Genomic DNA, 18910 nt, shown 5'->3' with positions numbered 1-18910 from the left:
ATTTCGGGGGGATTTTTACTAGCAGATGAACATGATCTAACTGAACATTCAGCTCCACTACTTCTATTCCGAGCTGTTCACTTGAAATCCTTATCTGTTTGTAAACTTCTTTGCCAACATTGTTCCGTAGGATGCGAAATCGGCATTTGGGTGTCCAGACTATATGATATTGACAACACCAAAGCACATGAGATGCTTTTGTGAACCTACTCATGGTTAAATCCTTATCAGTTATGGGGATAACGGATTCGGATTTTCCCATGGGTAGCATTACTGGCAGAGCCAACTTTTTGCTGACCACCTCCACAGGAGGTGGCATTCAGATGAGCGTAAAAAGCCCGGAACAACCGTTCCAGGCTTTTGCTTTACAGACCCGGTAAGCATTCGCGCCTCCGGGTATGTTAACGCTTATTCCCACTCTTCCAGGAAACGTTGTCCGTACTGATCGGCGACCAGCAGCGCGGCATAGACCTGATCCGGCGTTGCACCGCCTGGCATGTTGTGGATGGTTTCACCTTCCGCACAGGCTGCTTCGGCAACGATGCGCACCTTCGCCGGAATATCTGTTTTGATATCCAGTTGCGCCAGCGTGATCGGCAGACCAACGGTGTGGCACAGTGCTGCGACCGTTTCGATCTCATCCAGCGGCGCGTTTTCCAGCACCAGTTGCGTCAGCGTACCGAACGCCACTTTTTCACCATGATAGTAGTGGTGCGTGTCCGCAAGGACGGTTAAACCGTTGTGAATGGCATGTGCAGCCGCCAGACCGCCACTCTCGAAGCCGACGCCGCTCAGATAGGTATTCGCTTCCACCACGCGCTCCAGTGCAGGTGTTACGACATGTTGTTCAGCCGCGAGCATGGCTTTCTCACCTTCTTCCAGCAGGGTGTTGTAGCACAGCTCGGCCAGCGCCAGCGCAGATTGTGTGTTTTGCCCGCCGGCCATGGTTTTTGCGCCGCTGCGTGAACAGGCACGGGCTTCAAACCAGGTGGAGAGCGCATCGCCGATCCCCGCTGCCAGTAGTCGCGCCGGTGCACCGGCAATGATTTTGGTATCGACAATCACGCGGTTCGGGTTGTTGGGAAGTAACAGATAGCGTTCGAATTCACCGTTGTCAGTGTAGATAACCGAAAGCGCGCTGCACGGCGCGTCGGTGGAAGCGATTGTTGGCGCAATTGCCACTGGAACGTGCATGAAGTACGCCAGCGCTTTGGCAGTATCCAGCGTTTTCCCGCCGCCAATACCGAGTACTGCGCCGCAGTGAGCGTTTTCCGCAAGGCCGCGCAGCCGATCAATTTCATTTTGTGAACACTCGCCGCCAAATGGCTCAATTTCACAGGCCAGTCCGGCATCCACCAGACTTTTTTGTAGCGTTTCCTGGGCAAAACCAAGCACAAATTTATCGCCCACGACCAGCCAGCGATCGGCCAGCGGTTTAAGATAGTCGCCGAGACGGGTGATTACGTCTGCTCCCTGAATGTATTTTCCTGGCGACTGGATGATGCGATCCATATATTGCCTCCTACAGGTTGAGGTTGCCAAAAGCCGTTTTCCAGTCCTGCTCAAACTTCTCTATTGCTGACTCTACTGCGGGCGTATTGAGTATTTGTTGCGCTACATCTAATGGCAGCGTGATTGCTTCACATCCGGCGAGCAGGCAGTCGAGCGCCTGACGCGGTGTTTTGAAGCTGGCGGCCAGAACTTTGCTTTGCGGCGCGTGAAGTTTCAGCAGCGTTTGCAACTCCTGCACCATGCGAATGCCGTCACCACCCTGGGCATCGACACGGTTGACATAAGGCGCAATATATTTTGCTCCGGCAAGTGCCGCGAGCAAACCTTGCGCGGCGCTGTATACAGCGGTGCCGAGTGTAACAATATCCTCTTTTTTCAACTGCTTGATGGCGGCTAATCCTTCCGTTGTGACCGGGATTTTCACCACGATTCCGGGGAAGGCGTTGTTGAAACGTCTGGCTTCAGACACCATGCCTTCCACGTCGCGGCTCATTACCTGGGCAAACAGCGTCCCATCCGGGCCGATGGCGTTTTGCAGACGCGGTAATACATCCCATATCGGCGTTTTCCCGGCGGCAATAATGCTGGGGTTTGTGGTGACACCCGCGAGCGGATAAACCTGCGCCAGGCGTTCAACTTCCGCCACGTTGGCGGTGTCCAGATAGAGTTCCATCGTGCATCCTCATATAACGTTTCTGGGCCCAGCATACGAGCGCTTGCCAGGCAATCGCCATATAACAAATCTGCCAAACACTGGATAAATGTAAGCTCCACGACGAATTGAGATTTGGCTCACACGTTGCTCTGTATCACTATGAGACGCGGAAATGCAGACCTTTGCCGAGCTGCGGGATGCGATTTTTAGCGCATAAAAATCCAGTGCCGCAGGATCACCCCTCTCTCTCTCTGAGATGGCTGTGGTACTGCTGGCGATATTCGGAGGGGGAACGTTCGGTATTTTTGCGGAACAGGCGGCAGAAGTAGTTACTGTCGACAAAACCGCAGGCGTGCGCGACTTCTTTGATTTTTAAGTCGTAGCCTTTGAGCAGCGTTTTGGCATGCTCCATCCGGGTGTGAGTGAGGTATTCGTTAAAACCGAGACTGCTGGTTTTCTGGAACAGATGCGAAAGATAATTGGGTGAGATGTAAAACGCCTGCGCCACCGATTCGCGAGTGAGCGGCTTGGCGTAATGTTCGTCGATATAGCTGCGAATGGCTTCGAACAGCGCTTCGCTGCGGGAAGCTGTCTGGATCTGACTACCAAGCAGATCGTGGCAGTGGCTGAGCAGGCTGGAGACAATCAGCCGTGCGGTTTGCTGCTCGCGCGGCTGCATTTGCATTTCATGCAGCGTGTGCAGCAGGAAAGAACCCACGCGCGGACCGCGGCGTGCGACATGTTGCTTCGCCAGATTTTGCAGAGTTTCGCCATTCCATTGGTTCACGCTAAAGCTCAGTTGCTGCTTGCCAAACAATACGCTTAAGGTGCTGGCCGGTGCCTGCCATTGCTGCCAGTTCCAGCCGCCAGCCGGAATATACAGAACGTCATGCTGTGTCATCAGCGGCGCTTCCCCGGCGATCCCGATATCCATAAGCGACCCTTCCAGCACAATTTCCAGCCGCGGAAAATCGACCTGACAGGCCAGCGCAGGCGCACTACCGGTGACTCCGGCAAAACAGACCTGACGCAGCGGCAGCGGACCGTTGATCAAGCGTGAGATGAGATGACTGACGTCGTGGCTCATGCTTTCCTTTTCGTGACGGGCGAAGGAACAACTTTAGCTGGCGACATAAAAAAAGGCCACAGCAAGCGTGGCCTTTTGCGATGTGGGGAGAAAATTAGCCCGTGTTACGCATGCCCGCTGCAACACCCGCAATGGTCACCATCAACGCTTGTTCCACACGCTCATCCGGCACTTCACCGGCTTCTTCGGCCTGCCGTGAACGGTGCAGCAGCTCAGCCTGCAATACGTTCAGTGGGTCGGTGTAGATGTTACGTAACTGGATGGATTCGGCGATCCACGGCAGATCGGCCATCAAGTGGGAATCGTTGGCTATTGCCAGTACCACATTAATATCCGCCTGCAGCTGCTTGCGCAGCTCGTTGCCCAGCCCCCACAGCTCTGGTTTTACCAGACGCTGATCGTAATATTCCGCCAGCCACAGATCGGCTTTGGAGAAGACCATCTCCAGCATGCCAAGGCGGGTTGAGAAGAACGGCCAGTCGCGGCACATTGCTTCCAGTTCACTCTGTTTGCCATCTTCCACCACCTTCTGTAACGCAGCACCTGCTCCCAGCCAGGCTGGAAGCATCAGGCGGTTCTGCGTCCAGGCGAAGATCCACGGAATGGCACGTAGTGACTCGACGCCGCCGGTCGGACGACGTTTCGCCGGACGCGAGCCGAGCGGTAGTTTGCCCAGTTCCTGCTCCGGCGTTGCCGAACGGAAATAGGGAACGAAGTCTTTGTTTTCGCGCACGTAGCCACGGTACATCTCGCAGGAGGTGTCCGACAGTGCATCCATAATATGGCACCACTGCGGTTTCGGCTCCGGCGGCGGCAGCAGGTTAGCTTCCATAATGGCGCTGGTATAAAGCGACAGGCTACTTATGGTGACTTCCGGCAAACCATATTTAAAGCGGATCATTTCGCCCTGTTCGGTCACTCGCAGACCGCCTTTCAGGCTACCTGGCGGTTGGGAGAGCAGCGCCGCATGCGCTGGCGCGCCACCGCGCCCGATAGAACCACCGCGGCCGTGGAAAAGCGTCAGTTCGATTCCGGCTTTCTCGCAGGTTTTGATTAGCGCATCCTGAGCCTGATATTGCGCCCAGCTTGCGGCCATTACGCCCGCGTCTTTCGCGGAGTCGGAATAGCCAATCATCACCATTTGTTTGCCCTGGATAAAGCCGCGATACCAGTCGATATTCAGCAACTGTGTCATTACGTCGTCGGCGTTGTTAAGGTCATCCAGCGTTTCAAACAGCGGCGCAACCGGCAGTGCAAAGCCGATACCGGCTTCTTTCAGCAGCAGGTGAACGGCCAGCACGTCGGACGGCGTCTTGGCCATGGAGATCACATAGGCGGCGATTGATCCGCGCGGCGCTTCGGCGATCACCCTGCAAGTGTCCAGCACTTCGCGGGTCTCATCGCTTGGCTCCCACTGGCGCGGCAGCAGCGGGCGTTTGGAGTTCAGTTCGCGGATCAGGAACGCCTGTTTGTCAGCTTCCGACCAGCTTTCATAATCGCCGATGCCTAGATAGCGGGTCAGTTCGCCCAGCGCTTCGGTATGCCGGGTACTCTCCTGACGAATATCGATGCGTACCAGCGGCACGCCAAAACTCTTCACGCGGCGTAATGTATCGAGCAACTCACCGTTGGCAATAATGCTCATACCGCAGGCATGTAGTGATTTATAACAGGCGTACAGCGGCTCCCACAGTTGCTCGTTTTGCGTCAACAAACCGGCAGGCTTCGGTAGTTTTTGTCCCTTCAGGCGAGCTTCCAGCCAGGCCTGAGTAGCCATCAGGTCGGCACGCAATTTTTTCATCAGATAACGGTACGGCTCGCGCGCGCCGTCTGCGCCCGCCAGCTCGCGCAGTTCATTAGTGCATTCGACCATCGACAGCTCGGAGATCAGCAACTGAATATCTTTCAGGAACAGATCGGTCGCTTTCCAGCGGCTGAGTAGCAGCACATGGCGAGTGATATCGGCGGTGACGTTCGGGTTGCCGTCGCGGTCGCCGCCCATCCATGAGGTAAAACGCACCGGCACAAAATCAACCGGCAGCTTGTAATTGAGGTGTTCTTCCAGTTGTTCGTTAAGCTCGCGGAGATAATTTGGCACGCCTTCCCACAGGCTGTTTTCCACGACCGCGAAGCCCCATTTGGCTTCATCAACCGGGCTCGGGCGATTGCGGCGGATTTCGTCGGTATGCCAGGACTGAGCAATCAACTGGCGCAGACGGCGCATTAACTGGTGGCGTTCGTAGTCAGCGATATCGCTGTTATCCAGTTGTTTCAGGCAATTGTTCACTTCCACCATTTTGTGGATCAGCGTACGGCGGGTGATCTCGGTTGGGTGGGCGGTTAGCACCAGCTCCAGCGACAGTGATTCAACTGCTTTAATGATGGTGGCTTCGTTGAGATTGGGTTGGTCTTTCAGCTTTTTGATGGTACGGGCAATCACTTCCGGGTTGCTGGCCGCTTCACCTTTGGCAGAAATGCTGTGGTACTGCTCTGCGGTATTCGCAAGATTCAGGAACTGGCTGAAAGCGCGCGCCACTGGCAGCAATTCGTCATTAGACAGATTCTGCAATGTGGTGAGTAGCTCCTGACGGCTGGCTTCATTACCGGCGCGAGAAGATTTGGACAGCTTGCGGATTGTTTCTACCCGGTCGAGGATGTTCTCGCCGAGAGCATCCTTGATGGTATCTCCCAGCAGTTTGCCGAGCATACTGACATTACTACGCAAAGCGGAATATTGTTCGTTCATGTTACCCCAGACACCCCATCTCATTTTATTTTGTTATATCTGCCATCGCGCAGATATAAGACTCCGCCTTTTATAAAGCCACGTAAAACCCACTACGTCAATTGCTGCGAAATCGCTTCAGCAAACGAATAAATGGCGTCAATTTACGAAATTTAATTCGCTTTCTGCCAGATAAGTAATGCTTATGAGATTGTGACATTTGTCACCCTTTTGCGCACATAAATACCCACCTTATGAAAGTGGGTATTCGCGAGAAAAAGGGCGATCAGTGCCAACAGAAATGCTGGACAACCTGGGTAATAAGTTCACGTGTTGGCTTAATAAAGCGTGTTTCCAGATATTCATCTGGCTGATGAGCCTGATTGATGGAACCCGGACCAAGCACCAGCGTTGGACACAGCGTCTGAATGAAAGGCGCTTCGGTGCAGTAGTTCACCACTTCGGTTTCTACGCCGAGCAGTTTTTCCACCACGCTCACCAGTTGGTGATCCGGCGGGCACTCGTAGCCCGGAATCGGCGGATGCAGTTCAGAAATGGTCAGACGGCCCGGCCAGCGGGAACTTACCGGTTCCAGCGCCTCATTCAGCAATCCATTCAGATCGTTCAGCGTCATACCTGGCAGCGGGCGAATATCCATATGCAGTTCGCAACAAGCGCAAATACGGTTCGCCGCATCACCACCATGAATATGTCCCAGGTTCAGCGTCGGGTACGGTACGGTGAATGCTGCATAGTGATAACGCTCTTTCAGGTTGTCGCGCAGTTGCAGAATATGGCCGATAGCATCATGCATCAGTTCGATAGCGTTGACACCGCGCGCCGGATCGCTGGAGTGGCCTGACTGTCCGAGGATACGAATCGCGTTGGAGATATGGCCTTTATGCGCGCGCACCGGTTGCAGGGAGGTTGGCTCGCCGATGATGGCGCAATCCGGACGCAACTGCGTATTTTCGGCAAAATAACGTGCACCCGCCATGCTGGTCTCTTCATCGGCGGTGGCGAGGATGTAGAGCGGCTTGCTCAGCTTTGTCACATCGACGTCACGCAGCGCATCAAGAATGAAGGCAAAGAAGCCTTTCATGTCGGCGGTACCGAGGCCGTAGAGTTTGTTGTCATGCTCGGTGAGCGTGAAGGGATCGCGCGTCCAGCGCCCGTCATCAAACGGCACGGTGTCGGTGTGTCCGGTCAGCAACAGACCGCCCGCGCCCGTTCCGGCACTGGCGAGCATATTGAATTTATTGCGCGTGCCGGGCACCGGCTGCACTTCAACAGTGAAACCGAGATCGCCAAACCATCCTGCCAGCAGATTGATTAAAGACGCATTGCTCTGATCCAGCGCTTCTTCCGTTGCGCTGATTGACGGGGTGGCAATCAGGGCGCGGTAAATCTCAATAAATGGCGGCAAATTCATTTTCATTGTTGACATACCTGAGTTCGTGATAGTATCAATATTCATGCACTAAATGTGAATAAAAATACACTAAGGCTGAGCGTAAGGGAACCTAAAAGGTGACTTGCTCAGCAACGCGGGAGGGATGCTGAGTCTTTCCCTGGCACACATGACGTAAAGGTAAACCGCCCCAATGTTGAACACATTAATTGTGGGCGCCAGCGGTTACGCTGGCGCAGAGCTAGTGACCTATGTAAATCGCCATCCTCATATGAACATAACCGCTTTGACGGTTTCTGCGCAAAGTAATGATGCAGGAAAGTGTATCTCCGATTTACATCCGCAGTTGAAAGGCATTGTTGATCTCCCGTTGCAGCCGATGTCCGACATCACTGAGTTCCTTGATGGCGTGGATGTGGTTTTCCTGGCGACGGCGCATGAAGTGAGCCACGATCTTGCGCCGGTTTGCCTGGACGCGGGTTGTGTGGTGTTTGATCTTTCTGGCGCATTCCGCGTTAACGATCCCGCATTTTACGAAAAATTCTATGGCTTTACCCATCAGCGCGCCGATTTGCTCACGCAGGCGGTTTACGGGCTGGCGGAGTGGAACCACGACAAACTGAAAGAAGCGCAATTAATTGCCGTACCGGGCTGTTACCCGACGGCGGCGCAACTCTCGTTGAAACCGCTGATCGATGCTGGTTTGTTGGATCTGAACCAGTGGCCGGTGATTAACGCGACCAGCGGTGTGAGCGGTGCAGGACGTAAAGCGGCGCTCTCCAATAGCTTCTGCGAAGTGAGCCTGCAACCTTACGGTATTTTCAACCACCGCCATCAGCCGGAAATTTCCACGCATCTTGGCACGGAGGTGATTTTCACGCCGCATCTGGCGAGCTTCCCGCGCGGCATTCTGGAAACCATCACCTGCCGCCTGAAGCCTGGCGTGATGCAGGAACAGATCGCCGATATGTTCAAACAGGCTTACGGCAACAAACCGCTGGTGCGTCTGTATGACAAAGGCGTTCCGGCGCTGAAAAACGTGGTCGGTTTGCCGTTCTGTGATATTGGTTTTGCCGTTCAGGGCGAGCATCTGATTGTGGTCGCCACGGAAGATAACCTGCTGAAAGGCGCGGCGGCACAGGCGATGCAGTGCGCAAATATTCGTTTCGGCTATGCTGAAACCCAGTCACTTATTTAAGACAGGCGTGATGATGAATCCATTAATTATTAAGCTCGGTGGTGTATTGCTGGACAGTGAAGAAGCGCTGGAGCGTCTGTTTACGGCGCTGGTGCAGTATCGCGAATCTCATCAGCGCCCGCTAGTCATTGTCCACGGCGGCGGTTGTGTGGTGGATGAGTTAATGAAACAACTTAACCTGCCGGTGAAGAAGAAAAACGGCCTGCGCGTGACGCCTGCCGATCAAATCGACATCATCACCGGCGCGTTGGCTGGTACCGCCAACAAAACGCTGCTGGCATGGGCGAAGAAACACCATATCGCTTCCGTTGGCCTGTTCCTTGGCGATGGCGACAGTGTCAAGGTAACCCAGTTGGATGAGGAACTGGGCCATGTTGGTCTGGCGCAGCCAGGCTCGCCGAAACTGATTAATACACTGCTGGAAGGTGGTTTTCTGCCGGTGATAAGCTCTATTGGCGTGACCGACGAAGGCGCGCTGATGAATGTCAACGCTGACCAGGCGGCGACTGCGCTGGCGGCAACACTCGGCGCGGATCTTATCCTGCTTTCTGATGTGAGCGGTATTCTCGATGGTAAAGGCCAGCGTATTGCTGAAATGACGGCAGCCAAAGCCGAGCAATTGATCGCGCAAGGCATTATTACCGATGGCATGATCGTCAAAGTGAATGCCGCGCTGGATGCTGCGCGCGCACTGGGTCGTCCGGTTGATATCGCCTCCTGGCGCCATGCCGAGCAGTTACCGGCGCTGTTTAACGGCACGCCGATCGGCACGCGTATTCTGGCGTAATCCATTTATGTGCCCGATGTCGGCTATGCCTTATCGGGCCTGTGTGAAGTGAACCTCCTGGCTGGATAAGCGCAGCGCTATCCGGCAATGAAATTCAAGAAATTAAGGAAGCATATTATGGCACTTTGGGGCGGGCGTTTTACTCAGGCAGCGGATCAACGGTTCAAACAGTTCAACGACTCTTTGCGCTTTGACTATCGCCTGGCAGAGCAGGATATCGTTGGCTCTGTGGCCTGGTCTAAAGCGCTGGTGACGGTCGGCGTGCTGACGCAGGCAGAGCAACTGCAACTGGAAGAGGCGCTGAACAACTTGTTGCAGGAAGTGCAGGCCGATCCGCAGCAGATCCTGCAAAGCGATGCAGAAGATATTCACAGTTGGGTAGAAGGAAAGCTGATCGATAAAGTCGGGCAGCTGGGTAAAAAACTGCATACCGGGCGCAGCCGTAATGACCAGGTCGCCACCGATCTGAAATTGTGGTGTAAAGACACCATCAGCGAATTACTACTGGCGAACCGTCAATTGCAGAGCGCACTGGTGGTGACCGCAGAGAATAATCAGGATGCGGTAATGCCAGGTTATACGCACCTGCAACGTGCGCAACCGGTGACATTTGCCCACTGGGCGCTGGCCTATGTTGAGATGCTGGCGCGTGATGAGAGCCGTTTGCAGGATTCGCTGAAACGCCTCGATGTCAGCCCGCTCGGTTGCGGTGCGCTGGCGGGTACGGCTTATGAAATCGATCGCGAGCAACTGGCTGGCTGGCTGGGTTTTGCCTCGGCAACCCGCAACAGTCTGGATAGCGTCTCCGATCGTGATCATGTGCTGGAATTGCTCTCCGATGCCTCGATCGGCATGGTGCATTTATCGCGTTTTGCCGAAGACCTGATCTTCTTCAACTCTGGCGAAGCAGGTTTTGTTGAGCTGTCTGATCGGGTGACATCTGGTTCTTCACTGATGCCGCAAAAGAAAAACCCGGATGCACTGGAGCTGATCCGCGGTAAATGCGGCCGCGTGCAGGGCGCGCTGACCGGCATGATGATGACGCTAAAAGGTCTGCCACTGGCCTACAACAAAGATATGCAGGAAGACAAAGAAGGGCTGTTTGATGCACTCGATACCTGGCTCGACTGCCTGCATATGGCGGCGCTGGTGCTGGACGGTATTCAGGTGAAACGCCCGCGCTGCCAGGAAGCGGCGCAGCAGGGTTATGCAAATGCAACCGAACTGGCCGATTATCTTGTCGCCAAAGGCGTGCCGTTCCGCGAAGCACACCATATTGTCGGTGAAGCCGTGGTGGAAGCGATTCGCCAGGCGAAGCCGCTGGAAGCGCTGTCGCTTACCGATCTGCAAAAATTCAGTACTGTGATTGGCGATGATGTTTATCCCGTGTTGTCGCTGCAATCCTGTTTGGATAAACGTGCTGCGAAAGGTGGCGTATCGCCAGTTCAGGTGGCGCAGGCTATCGCCGATGCGAAAGTACGTCTGGTGTAACCCGCAAGAAAACGTAATACCCAGCCTGGCTCTTCGCCGGGCTTTTTTACGCAAAAAAAAGCGGACACTCAGGTCCGCTAAACGTTCACGTTGGCTTTAGTTGTTCAGAGAGAAACTGAAGGTTAATCGCTCATCAAGGGTTAAATGAGGCACCGCTCCGTTTCTTGGCTTATTATTCAACAGAATGCTTGATAGGGATAATCGTTGGTTGCTATTCTATCTATCGCCATGAACTATCGTGGCGACGGAGGATGAATAATGAATATTCGTGATCTTGAATACCTTGTGGCGTTAGCCGAACATCGCCATTTTCGCCGTGCAGCCGATTCCTGCCACGTTAGCCAGCCAACGCTGAGCGGGCAGATCCGGAAGCTGGAAGATGAACTGGGTGTGATGCTGCTGGAACGTACCAGTCGCAAAGTGCTGTTCACCCAGGCTGGTTTGCTGCTGGTGGATCAGGCTCGTACGGTGTTGCGCGAGGTTAAAGTGCTGAAGGAAATGGCAAGCCAGCAGGGGGAAACGATGTCCGGCCCGCTGCATATTGGTCTGATCCCAACCGTTGGACCTTATCTGCTGCCGCATATCATTCCGCTGTTGCATCAAACCTTCCCGAAACTGGAAATGTACCTGCACGAAGCACAGACGCATCAGTTGCTGGCGCAACTGGACAGCGGCAAGCTCGATTGCGCCATTCTGGCGCTGGTCAAAGAGAGCGAAGCCTTCATTGAGGTGCCGTTGTATGACGAACCGATGCTGCTGGCGATTTATGAAGACCACCCGTGGGCGAACCGCGAATGTGTACCGATGTCCGATCTTGCCGGGGAAAAACTACTGATGCTGGAAGATGGCCATTGCCTGCGCGATCAGGCGATGGGGTTCTGCTTTGAAGCCGGGGCCGATGAAGATACGCACTTCCGTGCAACCAGTCTGGAAACGTTGCGTAATATGGTGGCCGCCGGAAGCGGTATCACGCTGTTACCTGCGCTCTCTGTTCCGCGTGAACGTAAACGTGATGGCGTGGTTTACCTGCCGTGCATTAAGCCGGAGCCGAAACGTACTGTCGGCCTGGTTTATCGCCCTGGTTCACCGCTGCGCAGTCGCTATGAGCAACTGGCAGAGGCCATCCGCAGTGCAATGGATGGCCATTTCGATAACGCGTTAAAACAGGCGGTTTAAACCGTTTAGCGCGGCAACCCGATAGGCTTCCGCCATTGTCGGGTAGTTAAAGGTGGTGTTAACGAAGTACTCGATCGTGTTACCACCGCCTTTCTGCTCCATAATCGCCTGGCCGATATGAATAATTTCGGCCGCGCGCTCGCCAAAGCAGTGGATCCCCAAAATTTCTTTCGTTTCGCGGTGGAACAAGATCTTTAGGGTACCGACATTCATACCAACAATTTGCGCCCGCGCCAGGTGTTTGAACTGCGCCCGGCCTACTTCGTACGGCACTTTCATCGCGGTCAGTTGTTGCTCGGTTTTACCAACGGAGCTGATTTCCGGAATGGTGTAAATGCCGGTCGGGATATCTTCAATCAGGTGCGCTGTCGCTTCGCCTTTAATCATCGCCTGCGCGGCGATACGCCCTTGATCGTAAGCCGCTGACGCCAGGCTTGGGTAGCCAATCACATCACCCACAGCATAAACGTGCGGCAGCGCGGTCTGGTACATGCTGTTGACCTTCAACTGCCCGCGGCCATCTGCTTCCAGACCAATATTACCCAGCTTCAGGCTGTCGGTATTACCGGTACGGCCGTTAGCATAGAGCAGACAATCGGCTTTCAGTTTCTTGCCCGATTTGAGGTGCATGATGACGCCGTCTTCCAGCGGCTCGATACGCTCATACTCTTCGTTGTGACGGATAACGACACCGCTATTCCAGAAGTGGTACGAGAGCGAATCCGACATCTCCTGATCGAGAAACGCCAGCAGACGATCGCGGGTGTTGATCAAATCGACTTTGACATTCATTCCCCGGAAGATCGATGCATATTCGCAGCCGATCACCCCGGCGCCATAAATAATGACATGGCGGGGCTCATGATGCATATCGAGGATCGAATCGCTGTCATAGACGCGCGGATGGGTGAAATCCACATCGGCCGGATGGTAAGGACGTGAGCCGCAGGCGATAACAAACTTCTCTGCAGTGATCGTTTCTACTGTGCCGTCGTGGCACTCCAGCGCCAGCGTGTGGTCATCAATAAAATGGGCGTTGCCTTCAAGAATTTCGCAACGGTTACGCTCATAAAAGCCCTGACGCATGCGGGTTTGCTGATTAATCACGCTTTCTGCGTGGTTCAGGATATCGGCAAAAGAGGAGCGGAGGAGGCGGCTATGGTCGCTGTAGAGAGGATTTTGGTTGAATTCGATAATGCGGCTAACAGCATGGCGCAACGCTTTCGACGGGATAGTTCCCCAGTGCGTGCAGCCACCGCCGACGTTATGGTAACGCTCAATAACCGCGACCCGTGCTCCTTGTTTAACCAGACCCATAGCTGCGCCTTCGCCGCCTGGACCGGAGCCTATTACAATTGCATCATAATCGTAGGAATGTGGCATGGTAAGGCTTACCTGTTCTTATACATAAAAGCAACAGAATACTAACATTAAAGTCGTAATATCCCAATTATCGTTGTGCTTTTTTCAGGCAAAAAAGAAGAAACGACGTGTAAATAATCGGTCACAATCCAGTACGATCAGATCGGATTTTCTTCTGGTATATTGCCAGAAAGCCCCGGGAAGGATTCAAACATAATGATGGGTGTAAGAGCGCAACAAAAAGAGCGAACCCGGCGTTCGCTGGTGGAAGCGGCATTTAGCCAACTGAGCGCCGAGCGGAGTTTTGCCAGCCTGAGCCTGCGGGAAGTTGCCCGCGAGGCGGGTATCGCGCCGACGTCTTTTTACCGACATTTTCGTGATGTTGATGAGCTCGGCCTGACCATGGTGGACGAAAGCGGGTTGATGCTGCGCCAGTTGATGCGCCAGGCGCGCCAGCGTATTGCCAAAGGCGGCAGCGTGATTCGCACCTCGGTTTCCACTTTTATGGAATTTATTGGCAACAATCCCAACGCATTTCAGCTACTGCTGCGTGAGCGTTCCGGGACTTCAGCCGCTTTCCGCGCGGCGGTCGCGCGCGAGATTCAGCACTTTATCGCGGAACTTGCCGACTATCTCGAACTCGAAAACCATATGCCGCGCGCCTTTACCGAGGCGCAAGCCGAGGCGATGGTAACGATCGTTTTTAACGCTGGCGCAGAAGCGCTGGATGTGAGTGCTGAACAACGCCGGCAGTTAGAAGAGCGGCTGGTATTGCAATTGCGGATGATTTCAAAAGGCGCCTATTACTGGTATCGCCGCGAGCAGGAAAAACTGGCGCATCAATCGACGAGTGAAGCAAAGGATGAGTAATGAAACAGTCAGGTCAAGATAAAGGTACGTTGCTGCTGGCGCTGGTTGCTGGCTTATCGATTAACGGCGCATTTTCTGCTGTATTCAGTTCCGTGGTTCCCTTTTCTCTGTTTCCGGTTATCTCACTGGTGCTGACGGTCTATTGCCTGCATCAGCGTTACCAGAATCGCACCATGCCAGTTGGTCTGCCGGGCCTTGCCGCCGCTTGCTTTATTCTCGGCGTGTTGCTGTACAGTACAGTCGTTCGCGCTGAATACCCGGTGATCGGCTCTAACTTCCTGCCGGCCGTGCTGTCGGTAGTGCTGGTCTTCTGGATTGGTTTCCGCCTGCGCAGCCGTAGCCGCAAACGCGAGGCGTCGGAGTGATTTTCCCCTCCCCTTTACGGAGAGGGATGAGAGATTTTACTTCCTGGTCAACAGAACGCCGCACTCCATATGGTGCGTGTAAGGGAACTGATCAAACAATGCCAGACGCGAAATGTCGTGCGTCTGGCTTAATGTTTCGAGGTTCTTGCACAGCGTTTCCGGGTTGCAGGAGATGTACAGAATACGCGGATAGGCCTGCACCATTTTTTCGGTTTCCGCATCCAGCCCGCTGCGTGGCGGATCGACGAAAATCGTTTCGCACTGGTAGCTTTTCAAATCGATCCCCTGCAAACGGTTGAAGGCGCGTACGCCGTTCATCGCCTGCGTGAATTCCTCCGCAGACATACGAATGATTTGTACATTATTAATATGGTTGGCGGCGATGTTGTACTGTGCGGCGGCGACAGACGGCTTGGCGATTTCCGTGGCCAGCACGCGGTTGAAATTGCGGGCCAGCGCCAGCGAAAAGTTGCCGTTACCGCAATACAGCTCCAGCAAATCGCCGCTGGCGTTGTGAGTGACATCCTGCGCCCATTCCAGCATCTGGATATTCATTGCCGCGTTAGGCTGGGTAAAACTGTTTTCCACCTGGCGGTAGATCATCTCTCTGCCACCGACTGGCAGGCGTTCATCGACATAATCCTGATCGAGCTCAATTTTGGTTTTCGTGGCGCGGCCAATCAGTTGCACATTCAGGTTTTGTGCCCGCAGCGCATCGCGCAACTGGGTGGCGGCTTCGTGCCATTCATTATCCAGCTTTTTGTGATATAGCAGCGTCACAATCGCCTGATTGCTCATGGTACTCAGGTAGTCAATCTGGAACAGCTTGTGGCGTAGCATGTGATTGCTATGTACGGCAGCAATCATCACTTTCATTAATACGTTAATCAGCTCGCTGGCCGCCGGGAAGCTGTCGACGCGGATACGCGATTTTGTCTGCTGATCGAAGATAATGTGGTAGAGATCGTCCCCGTCATGCCAAATCCGGAACTCGGCGCGCATGCGGTAATGGCTGACCGGCGAGCGGAACATCTCCGGAAGCGGCGCGGAAAATGGTGTCATCAGCGATTGCAGACGCACGACTTTTTCGGCCAGTTGGGCTTCGTATTGTTCTGTCGGCAGGTGTTCGGGGGTCATGATGCTTCCTGAGAGATTAAGAATAACGCGGCGATTGTAGGGATTGCTCACCGGATGTCCAGCGCTGGATGTTTTTGAAATACTCCCTTAGCAGTCTGGACATCCATATGTAACAGAATGTAGCATCCGTGTTCCGGTCCTGTGAGTTAAAAGGGAATCCAGTGTGAATCTGGGGCTGACGCGCAGCGGTAAGGATTAAGGTGAGACAGCAGACACTGCCTGTGGTGGGAAGTCCTGTCTTGTTGTACCTCCAAGCCCGAAGACCTGCCGGAATACGTCGCATCTGGTGACATCATCGCGTGCTATTGATGGAACCTGCGGCATCCTTTTTATTTTGTGGATGCTCTCACAATGATTAAAAAAGCTTCGCTGCTGACGGCACTCTCCGTCACGGCATTTTCCGGCTGGGCGCAGGATAGCGGCTCAGACAATTTGGTGGTGACAGCAAATCGTTTTCAACAATCGGCTAAAACAGTGCTGGCACCAACCGAAGTGGTGACGCGCGAGGATATCGATCGCTGGCAATCCCGTTCGCTCATTGATGTGCTGCGCCGTTTACCGGGCGTAGATATCGCGCAAAATGGTGGTCTGGGACAAACAGCGTCCGTGTATGTTCGCGGTACGGAAGCAAAACATTTGCTGCTGCTGATTGATGGCGTACCGGTGGCGCGTTCGGGGATTTCGAACGATCCCGAACTCAATCAAATCCCGCTCTCGCTGGTGCAGCGCGTTGAGTATATTCGCGGGCCGCGCTCTGCGGTTTATGGCTCCGGTGCGATTGGCGGCGTGGTCAACATCATTACGATGACAGATAGCGATAAATCCCAGGTTAACACCAGCATTGGCTCGAAAGGTTATCAAACCTATGACGGCACTTTGCGCCAACGTTTTGGCGATACGATGGTGACCGCCGCAGGTTCTTATACCAGTACGCGCGGATTCAACGTGCAGCCGGATTCGACATGGGATCATGATAAAGATCGCGATGGCTACCGTAATAAAACTTTCTGGGGCAGCTTACAGCATAAGTTTGATGACCATTTTGACGGTTTTTTCCGTGGCTACAGCTTCAGCAATAATGTGGATTACGACCTGGGTAGTGCGCCATATTCGCCGGATTACAGCGCTGATGAGCGCCAGCTGTATGTTCAGGGTTGGGATACCGGGCTGAATTTCAACCAAGGGATCTACTCCTCGCAACTGCTGGCCAGCTACCAAAAAAGCAAAGACTACAACTACAGCAGTATCTATGGCCGTTATAACGATGGCACTACACTGGATGATATGGAGCAGCGTTACATTCAGTGGGGTAACAATATTACGGTGGGTAAAGGCTCGTTAGGTGCAGGTGTCGACTGGAAGCAGGAGCGTCTGGTTTCATCTAATCAAAGCACGAGCGACAGCTACGATCGTGATAACACCGGCCTCTACCTGAACGGGATGCAGCAGTTTGGTGATGTTACGTTGGAGGCTTCCGGTCGCGAAGATAAAGATGATGCGTTCGGCTGGCACGGTACCTGGCAAACGGCTGCTGGCTGGGAGTTTGTAGAAAACTACCGCCTGACGCTCTCCTACGGTACGAGTTTTCTGGCACCTTCGCTTGGACAGCAGTACGGCGCGAAGCGCTTTGGCATTGCTTCCAATCCGGATCTGAAACCGGAAGAGTCAAAACAGTGGGAAGCGGGTGTGGAAGGATTAACCGGCCCAGTTGACTGGCGTCTGTCCGCGTACCGTTATGAGATCGATAATCTGATCACCTATAGCGATACGGCTTACTACAACATTAATTCTGCGACCATTAAAGGCGTTGAGTGGACAGGAAGTGTCGATACCGGCATTTTCTCGCATCGTGTGACCTTGCAGTACATCGATCCGCGTGATGACGAAACGAACGAAGTGCTGCCGCGCCGCGCAAAACGCCAGGCCAAGTACCAACTCGACTGGTCCATCTTTAACGTGGATATGGATCTTGCGTGGGAATACTTCGGCAAACGCTATGACAATCGCACATCAATTTATAACCCTGAGCAACGTGTTTTGCCGAGTTATAGTACGGTTGATCTATCTGCCTCATATCCAGTGACATCTCACCTTACAGTTCGTGGTAAAATAGCTAACTTGTTCGATAAAGAGTACGAGACAGCTTATGGCTACCAAACTGCAGGACGGGAATACACCTTGTCTGGCAGCTACACCTTCTGACGCGCGTCCCACCGTCCTGGTGTTTGACTCCGGCGTCGGTGGGTTATCCGTCTATGATGAGATTCGGCATCTCCTGCCGGATCTCCATTACATTTACGCTTTCGACAATGTCGCTTTCCCCTATGGTGAGAAAAGCGAAGAGTTTATTGTTGAACGTGTTGTCGAGATTGTTACCGCTGTTCAGGCGCAATATCCCCTCGCACTGGCTGTTATCGCCTGTAATACCGCAAGCACTGTCTCTCTTCCCGCATTACGTGACAAATTCACCTTTCCTGTTGTTGGTGTTGTCCCCGCCATCAAACCGGCCGCGCGCTTAACGGCAAACGGTATTGTAGGTCTACTGGCAACGCGTGGCACAGTGAAACGTCCTTATACGCATGAACTGATTTCGCGTTTCGCGAATGAGTGTCGTATTGAGATGCTGGGGTCGGCGGATCTGGTGGTTCTGGCTGAAGCGAAACTGCACGGTAAGGAAGTATCGCTTGAAGAGCTACGCCACATCTTGCGTCCCTGGTTACGTATGAAAGAGCCTCCGGATACCGTAGTCTTAGGTTGCACGCACTTTCCGCTGTTGCAGGATGAACTGTTGCAGGTGCTGCCAGAGGGTACCCGGCTGGTAGATTCCGGTGCAGCTATTGCCCGTCGTACCGCCTGGTTGCTGGAACATGAAGCACCGGATGCAAAATCCGCTGGCGATAATATTGCGTACTGCATGGCACTAACGCCTGAAACTGCACAGTTATTGCCCGTTTTGCAGCGCTATGGCTTTAAAACGCTCGAAAAACTAGCTCTTTAGGGCGTCCTTGAACAAAAAAGAGACGGTTGAAAACTTTTTTTAAATTAGGGGTTGTCAGCCGGAATTAACTCCCTATAATGCGCCTCCACTGACACGGCACAACGGCAAACACACCGGCCTGTCAGGTGAAGAAATC

General features: G+C 53.7%; 16 protein-coding genes and 1 riboswitch. Of the genes, 8 read left to right on the top strand and 8 right to left on the bottom strand.

All coding sequences use genetic code 11. The annotated features are described in order from the left end of the window. The 6 genes from tnpA to argE form a co-directional block, all read right to left on the bottom strand. Positions 1 to 214, bottom strand: a 214-nt coding sequence (gene tnpA / locus GA0061070_RS22600; RefSeq protein ID WP_139109820.1) for an IS200/IS605 family transposase, incomplete at its 3' end; no start/stop codon positions are given. 194 nt (positions 215 to 408) lie between these two features. After that, positions 409 to 1512 carry a bifunctional L-1,2-propanediol dehydrogenase/glycerol dehydrogenase gene (gene gldA / locus GA0061070_RS22590; RefSeq protein WP_090138594.1) on the bottom strand — a complete coding sequence of 368 codons (1104 nt, stop codon included), beginning with the start codon at positions 1510 to 1512 and terminating at the stop codon, positions 409 to 411. A 10-nt stretch (positions 1513 to 1522) separates the two neighbouring features. After that, on the bottom strand, positions 1523 to 2185 hold the full coding sequence (fsa, locus tag GA0061070_RS22585) for a fructose-6-phosphate aldolase (protein ID WP_090138592.1): 663 nt from the start codon (positions 2183 to 2185) through the stop codon (positions 1523 to 1525). 217 nt (positions 2186 to 2402) lie between these two features. Then, the gene (locus GA0061070_RS22580; RefSeq protein WP_090138590.1) at positions 2403 to 3254 is read right to left on the bottom strand and encodes a helix-turn-helix transcriptional regulator; all 852 of its coding nucleotides are present in this window, start codon (positions 3252 to 3254) and stop codon (positions 2403 to 2405) included. Between the two features lie 94 nt (positions 3255 to 3348). Then, the gene (gene ppc, locus GA0061070_RS22575; protein ID WP_090138588.1) at positions 3349 to 6000 is read right to left on the bottom strand and encodes a phosphoenolpyruvate carboxylase; all 2652 of its coding nucleotides are present in this window, start codon (positions 5998 to 6000) and stop codon (positions 3349 to 3351) included. A gap of 265 nt (positions 6001 to 6265) precedes the next feature. Beyond that, positions 6266 to 7417, bottom strand: a complete 1152-nt coding sequence (argE, locus tag GA0061070_RS22570) for an acetylornithine deacetylase (protein WP_090138586.1) — start codon at positions 7415 to 7417, stop codon at positions 6266 to 6268. A gap of 166 nt (positions 7418 to 7583) precedes the next feature. Between argE and argC the strand changes: the two genes are divergently transcribed. From argC to oxyR, 4 genes are all read left to right on the top strand, one after another. Next, positions 7584 to 8588: an N-acetyl-gamma-glutamyl-phosphate reductase gene (gene argC, locus GA0061070_RS22565; RefSeq protein ID WP_090138584.1), complete on the top strand. Its 1005-nt coding sequence runs from the start codon at positions 7584 to 7586 to the stop codon at positions 8586 to 8588. A gap of 10 nt (positions 8589 to 8598) precedes the next feature. Then, positions 8599 to 9375 carry an acetylglutamate kinase gene (gene argB, locus GA0061070_RS22560; RefSeq protein WP_090138582.1) on the top strand — a complete coding sequence of 259 codons (777 nt, stop codon included), beginning with the start codon at positions 8599 to 8601 and terminating at the stop codon, positions 9373 to 9375. Positions 9376 to 9492: 117 nt separating this feature from the next. Further along, positions 9493 to 10866 (top strand): argininosuccinate lyase, encoded by a 1374-nt coding sequence (gene argH / locus GA0061070_RS22555; protein ID WP_090138580.1) that lies wholly within the window; start codon positions 9493 to 9495, stop codon positions 10864 to 10866. Between the two features lie 258 nt (positions 10867 to 11124). Continuing rightward, positions 11125 to 12042 (top strand): DNA-binding transcriptional regulator OxyR, encoded by a 918-nt coding sequence (gene oxyR / locus GA0061070_RS22550; protein WP_090138578.1) that lies wholly within the window; start codon positions 11125 to 11127, stop codon positions 12040 to 12042. Here the strand turns inward: oxyR and sthA are convergent. Next, positions 12025 to 13425 carry a Si-specific NAD(P)(+) transhydrogenase gene (sthA, locus tag GA0061070_RS22545; protein ID WP_090138576.1) on the bottom strand — a complete coding sequence of 467 codons (1401 nt, stop codon included), beginning with the start codon at positions 13423 to 13425 and terminating at the stop codon, positions 12025 to 12027. The two genes, oxyR and sthA, sit on opposite strands and share 18 nt — an antisense overlap. Positions 13426 to 13620: 195 nt before the next feature. On the opposite strand from sthA, the gene fabR reads away from it, so the two are divergent. Together fabR and GA0061070_RS22535 are read left to right on the top strand one after the other, a co-directional pair. After that, entirely contained in the window at positions 13621 to 14274 is a 654-nt protein-coding gene (gene fabR, locus GA0061070_RS22540; RefSeq protein ID WP_090125960.1) for an HTH-type transcriptional repressor FabR, read from the top strand. Further along, positions 14274 to 14639: a YijD family membrane protein gene (locus tag GA0061070_RS22535; protein ID WP_090138573.1), complete on the top strand. Its 366-nt coding sequence runs from the start codon at positions 14274 to 14276 to the stop codon at positions 14637 to 14639. Before fabR ends, GA0061070_RS22535 begins: the two co-directional genes overlap by 1 nt. A 36-nt stretch (positions 14640 to 14675) precedes the next feature. Here the strand turns inward: GA0061070_RS22535 and trmA are convergent, their stop codons facing one another. Next, positions 14676 to 15776, bottom strand: coding sequence for a tRNA (uridine(54)-C5)-methyltransferase TrmA (gene trmA, locus GA0061070_RS22530; protein ID WP_090138571.1), 1101 nt, complete (start codon positions 15774 to 15776; stop codon positions 14676 to 14678). Positions 15777 to 15893: 117 nt separating this feature from the next. After that, a riboswitch (cobalamin riboswitch) is annotated at positions 15894 to 16062 on the top strand. A 65-nt stretch (positions 16063 to 16127) separates the two neighbouring features. Here trmA and btuB point away from each other — a divergent pair. Together btuB and murI are read left to right on the top strand one after the other, a co-directional pair. Next, positions 16128 to 17978: a TonB-dependent vitamin B12 receptor BtuB gene (gene btuB / locus GA0061070_RS22525; protein ID WP_090138569.1), complete on the top strand. Its 1851-nt coding sequence runs from the start codon at positions 16128 to 16130 to the stop codon at positions 17976 to 17978. Further along, complete coding sequence (murI, locus tag GA0061070_RS22520; protein WP_090138567.1) at positions 17923 to 18774, top strand: glutamate racemase; 852 nt, start codon at positions 17923 to 17925, stop codon at positions 18772 to 18774. Before btuB ends, murI begins: the two co-directional genes overlap by 56 nt. Positions 18775 to 18910: the final 136 nt, after the last annotated feature.

Origin of the sequence: Kosakonia oryziphila, assembly GCF_900094795.1 — a bacterium.
Taxonomy (GTDB): Bacteria; Pseudomonadota; Gammaproteobacteria; order Enterobacterales; family Enterobacteriaceae; genus Kosakonia; species Kosakonia oryziphila.
This window is presented reverse-complemented; position numbering and strand designations above follow the sequence as displayed.

Coding starts and splice junctions, on each gene's coding strand:
- argE (WP_090138586.1), bottom strand. CDS start 7,417: ATGAAAATGAATTTGCCGCCATTTATTGAGATTTACCGCGCCCTGATT.
- trmA (WP_090138571.1), bottom strand. CDS start 15,776: ATGACCCCCGAACACCTGCCGACAGAACAATACGAAGCCCAACTGGCC.
- argH (WP_090138580.1), top strand. CDS start 9,493: ATGGCACTTTGGGGCGGGCGTTTTACTCAGGCAGCGGATCAACGGTTC.
- fsa (WP_090138592.1), bottom strand. CDS start 2,185: ATGGAACTCTATCTGGACACCGCCAACGTGGCGGAAGTTGAACGCCTG.
- argB (WP_090138582.1), top strand. CDS start 8,599: ATGATGAATCCATTAATTATTAAGCTCGGTGGTGTATTGCTGGACAGT.
- GA0061070_RS22580 (WP_090138590.1), bottom strand. CDS start 3,254: ATGAGCCACGACGTCAGTCATCTCATCTCACGCTTGATCAACGGTCCG.
- gldA (WP_090138594.1), bottom strand. CDS start 1,512: ATGGATCGCATCATCCAGTCGCCAGGAAAATACATTCAGGGAGCAGAC.
- fabR (WP_090125960.1), top strand. CDS start 13,621: ATGATGGGTGTAAGAGCGCAACAAAAAGAGCGAACCCGGCGTTCGCTG.
- sthA (WP_090138576.1), bottom strand. CDS start 13,425: ATGCCACATTCCTACGATTATGATGCAATTGTAATAGGCTCCGGTCCA.
- argC (WP_090138584.1), top strand. CDS start 7,584: ATGTTGAACACATTAATTGTGGGCGCCAGCGGTTACGCTGGCGCAGAG.
- GA0061070_RS22535 (WP_090138573.1), top strand. CDS start 14,274: ATGAAACAGTCAGGTCAAGATAAAGGTACGTTGCTGCTGGCGCTGGTT.
- murI (WP_090138567.1), top strand. CDS start 17,923: ATGGCTACCAAACTGCAGGACGGGAATACACCTTGTCTGGCAGCTACA.
- oxyR (WP_090138578.1), top strand. CDS start 11,125: ATGAATATTCGTGATCTTGAATACCTTGTGGCGTTAGCCGAACATCGC.
- ppc (WP_090138588.1), bottom strand. CDS start 6,000: ATGAACGAACAATATTCCGCTTTGCGTAGTAATGTCAGTATGCTCGGC.
- btuB (WP_090138569.1), top strand. CDS start 16,128: ATGATTAAAAAAGCTTCGCTGCTGACGGCACTCTCCGTCACGGCATTT.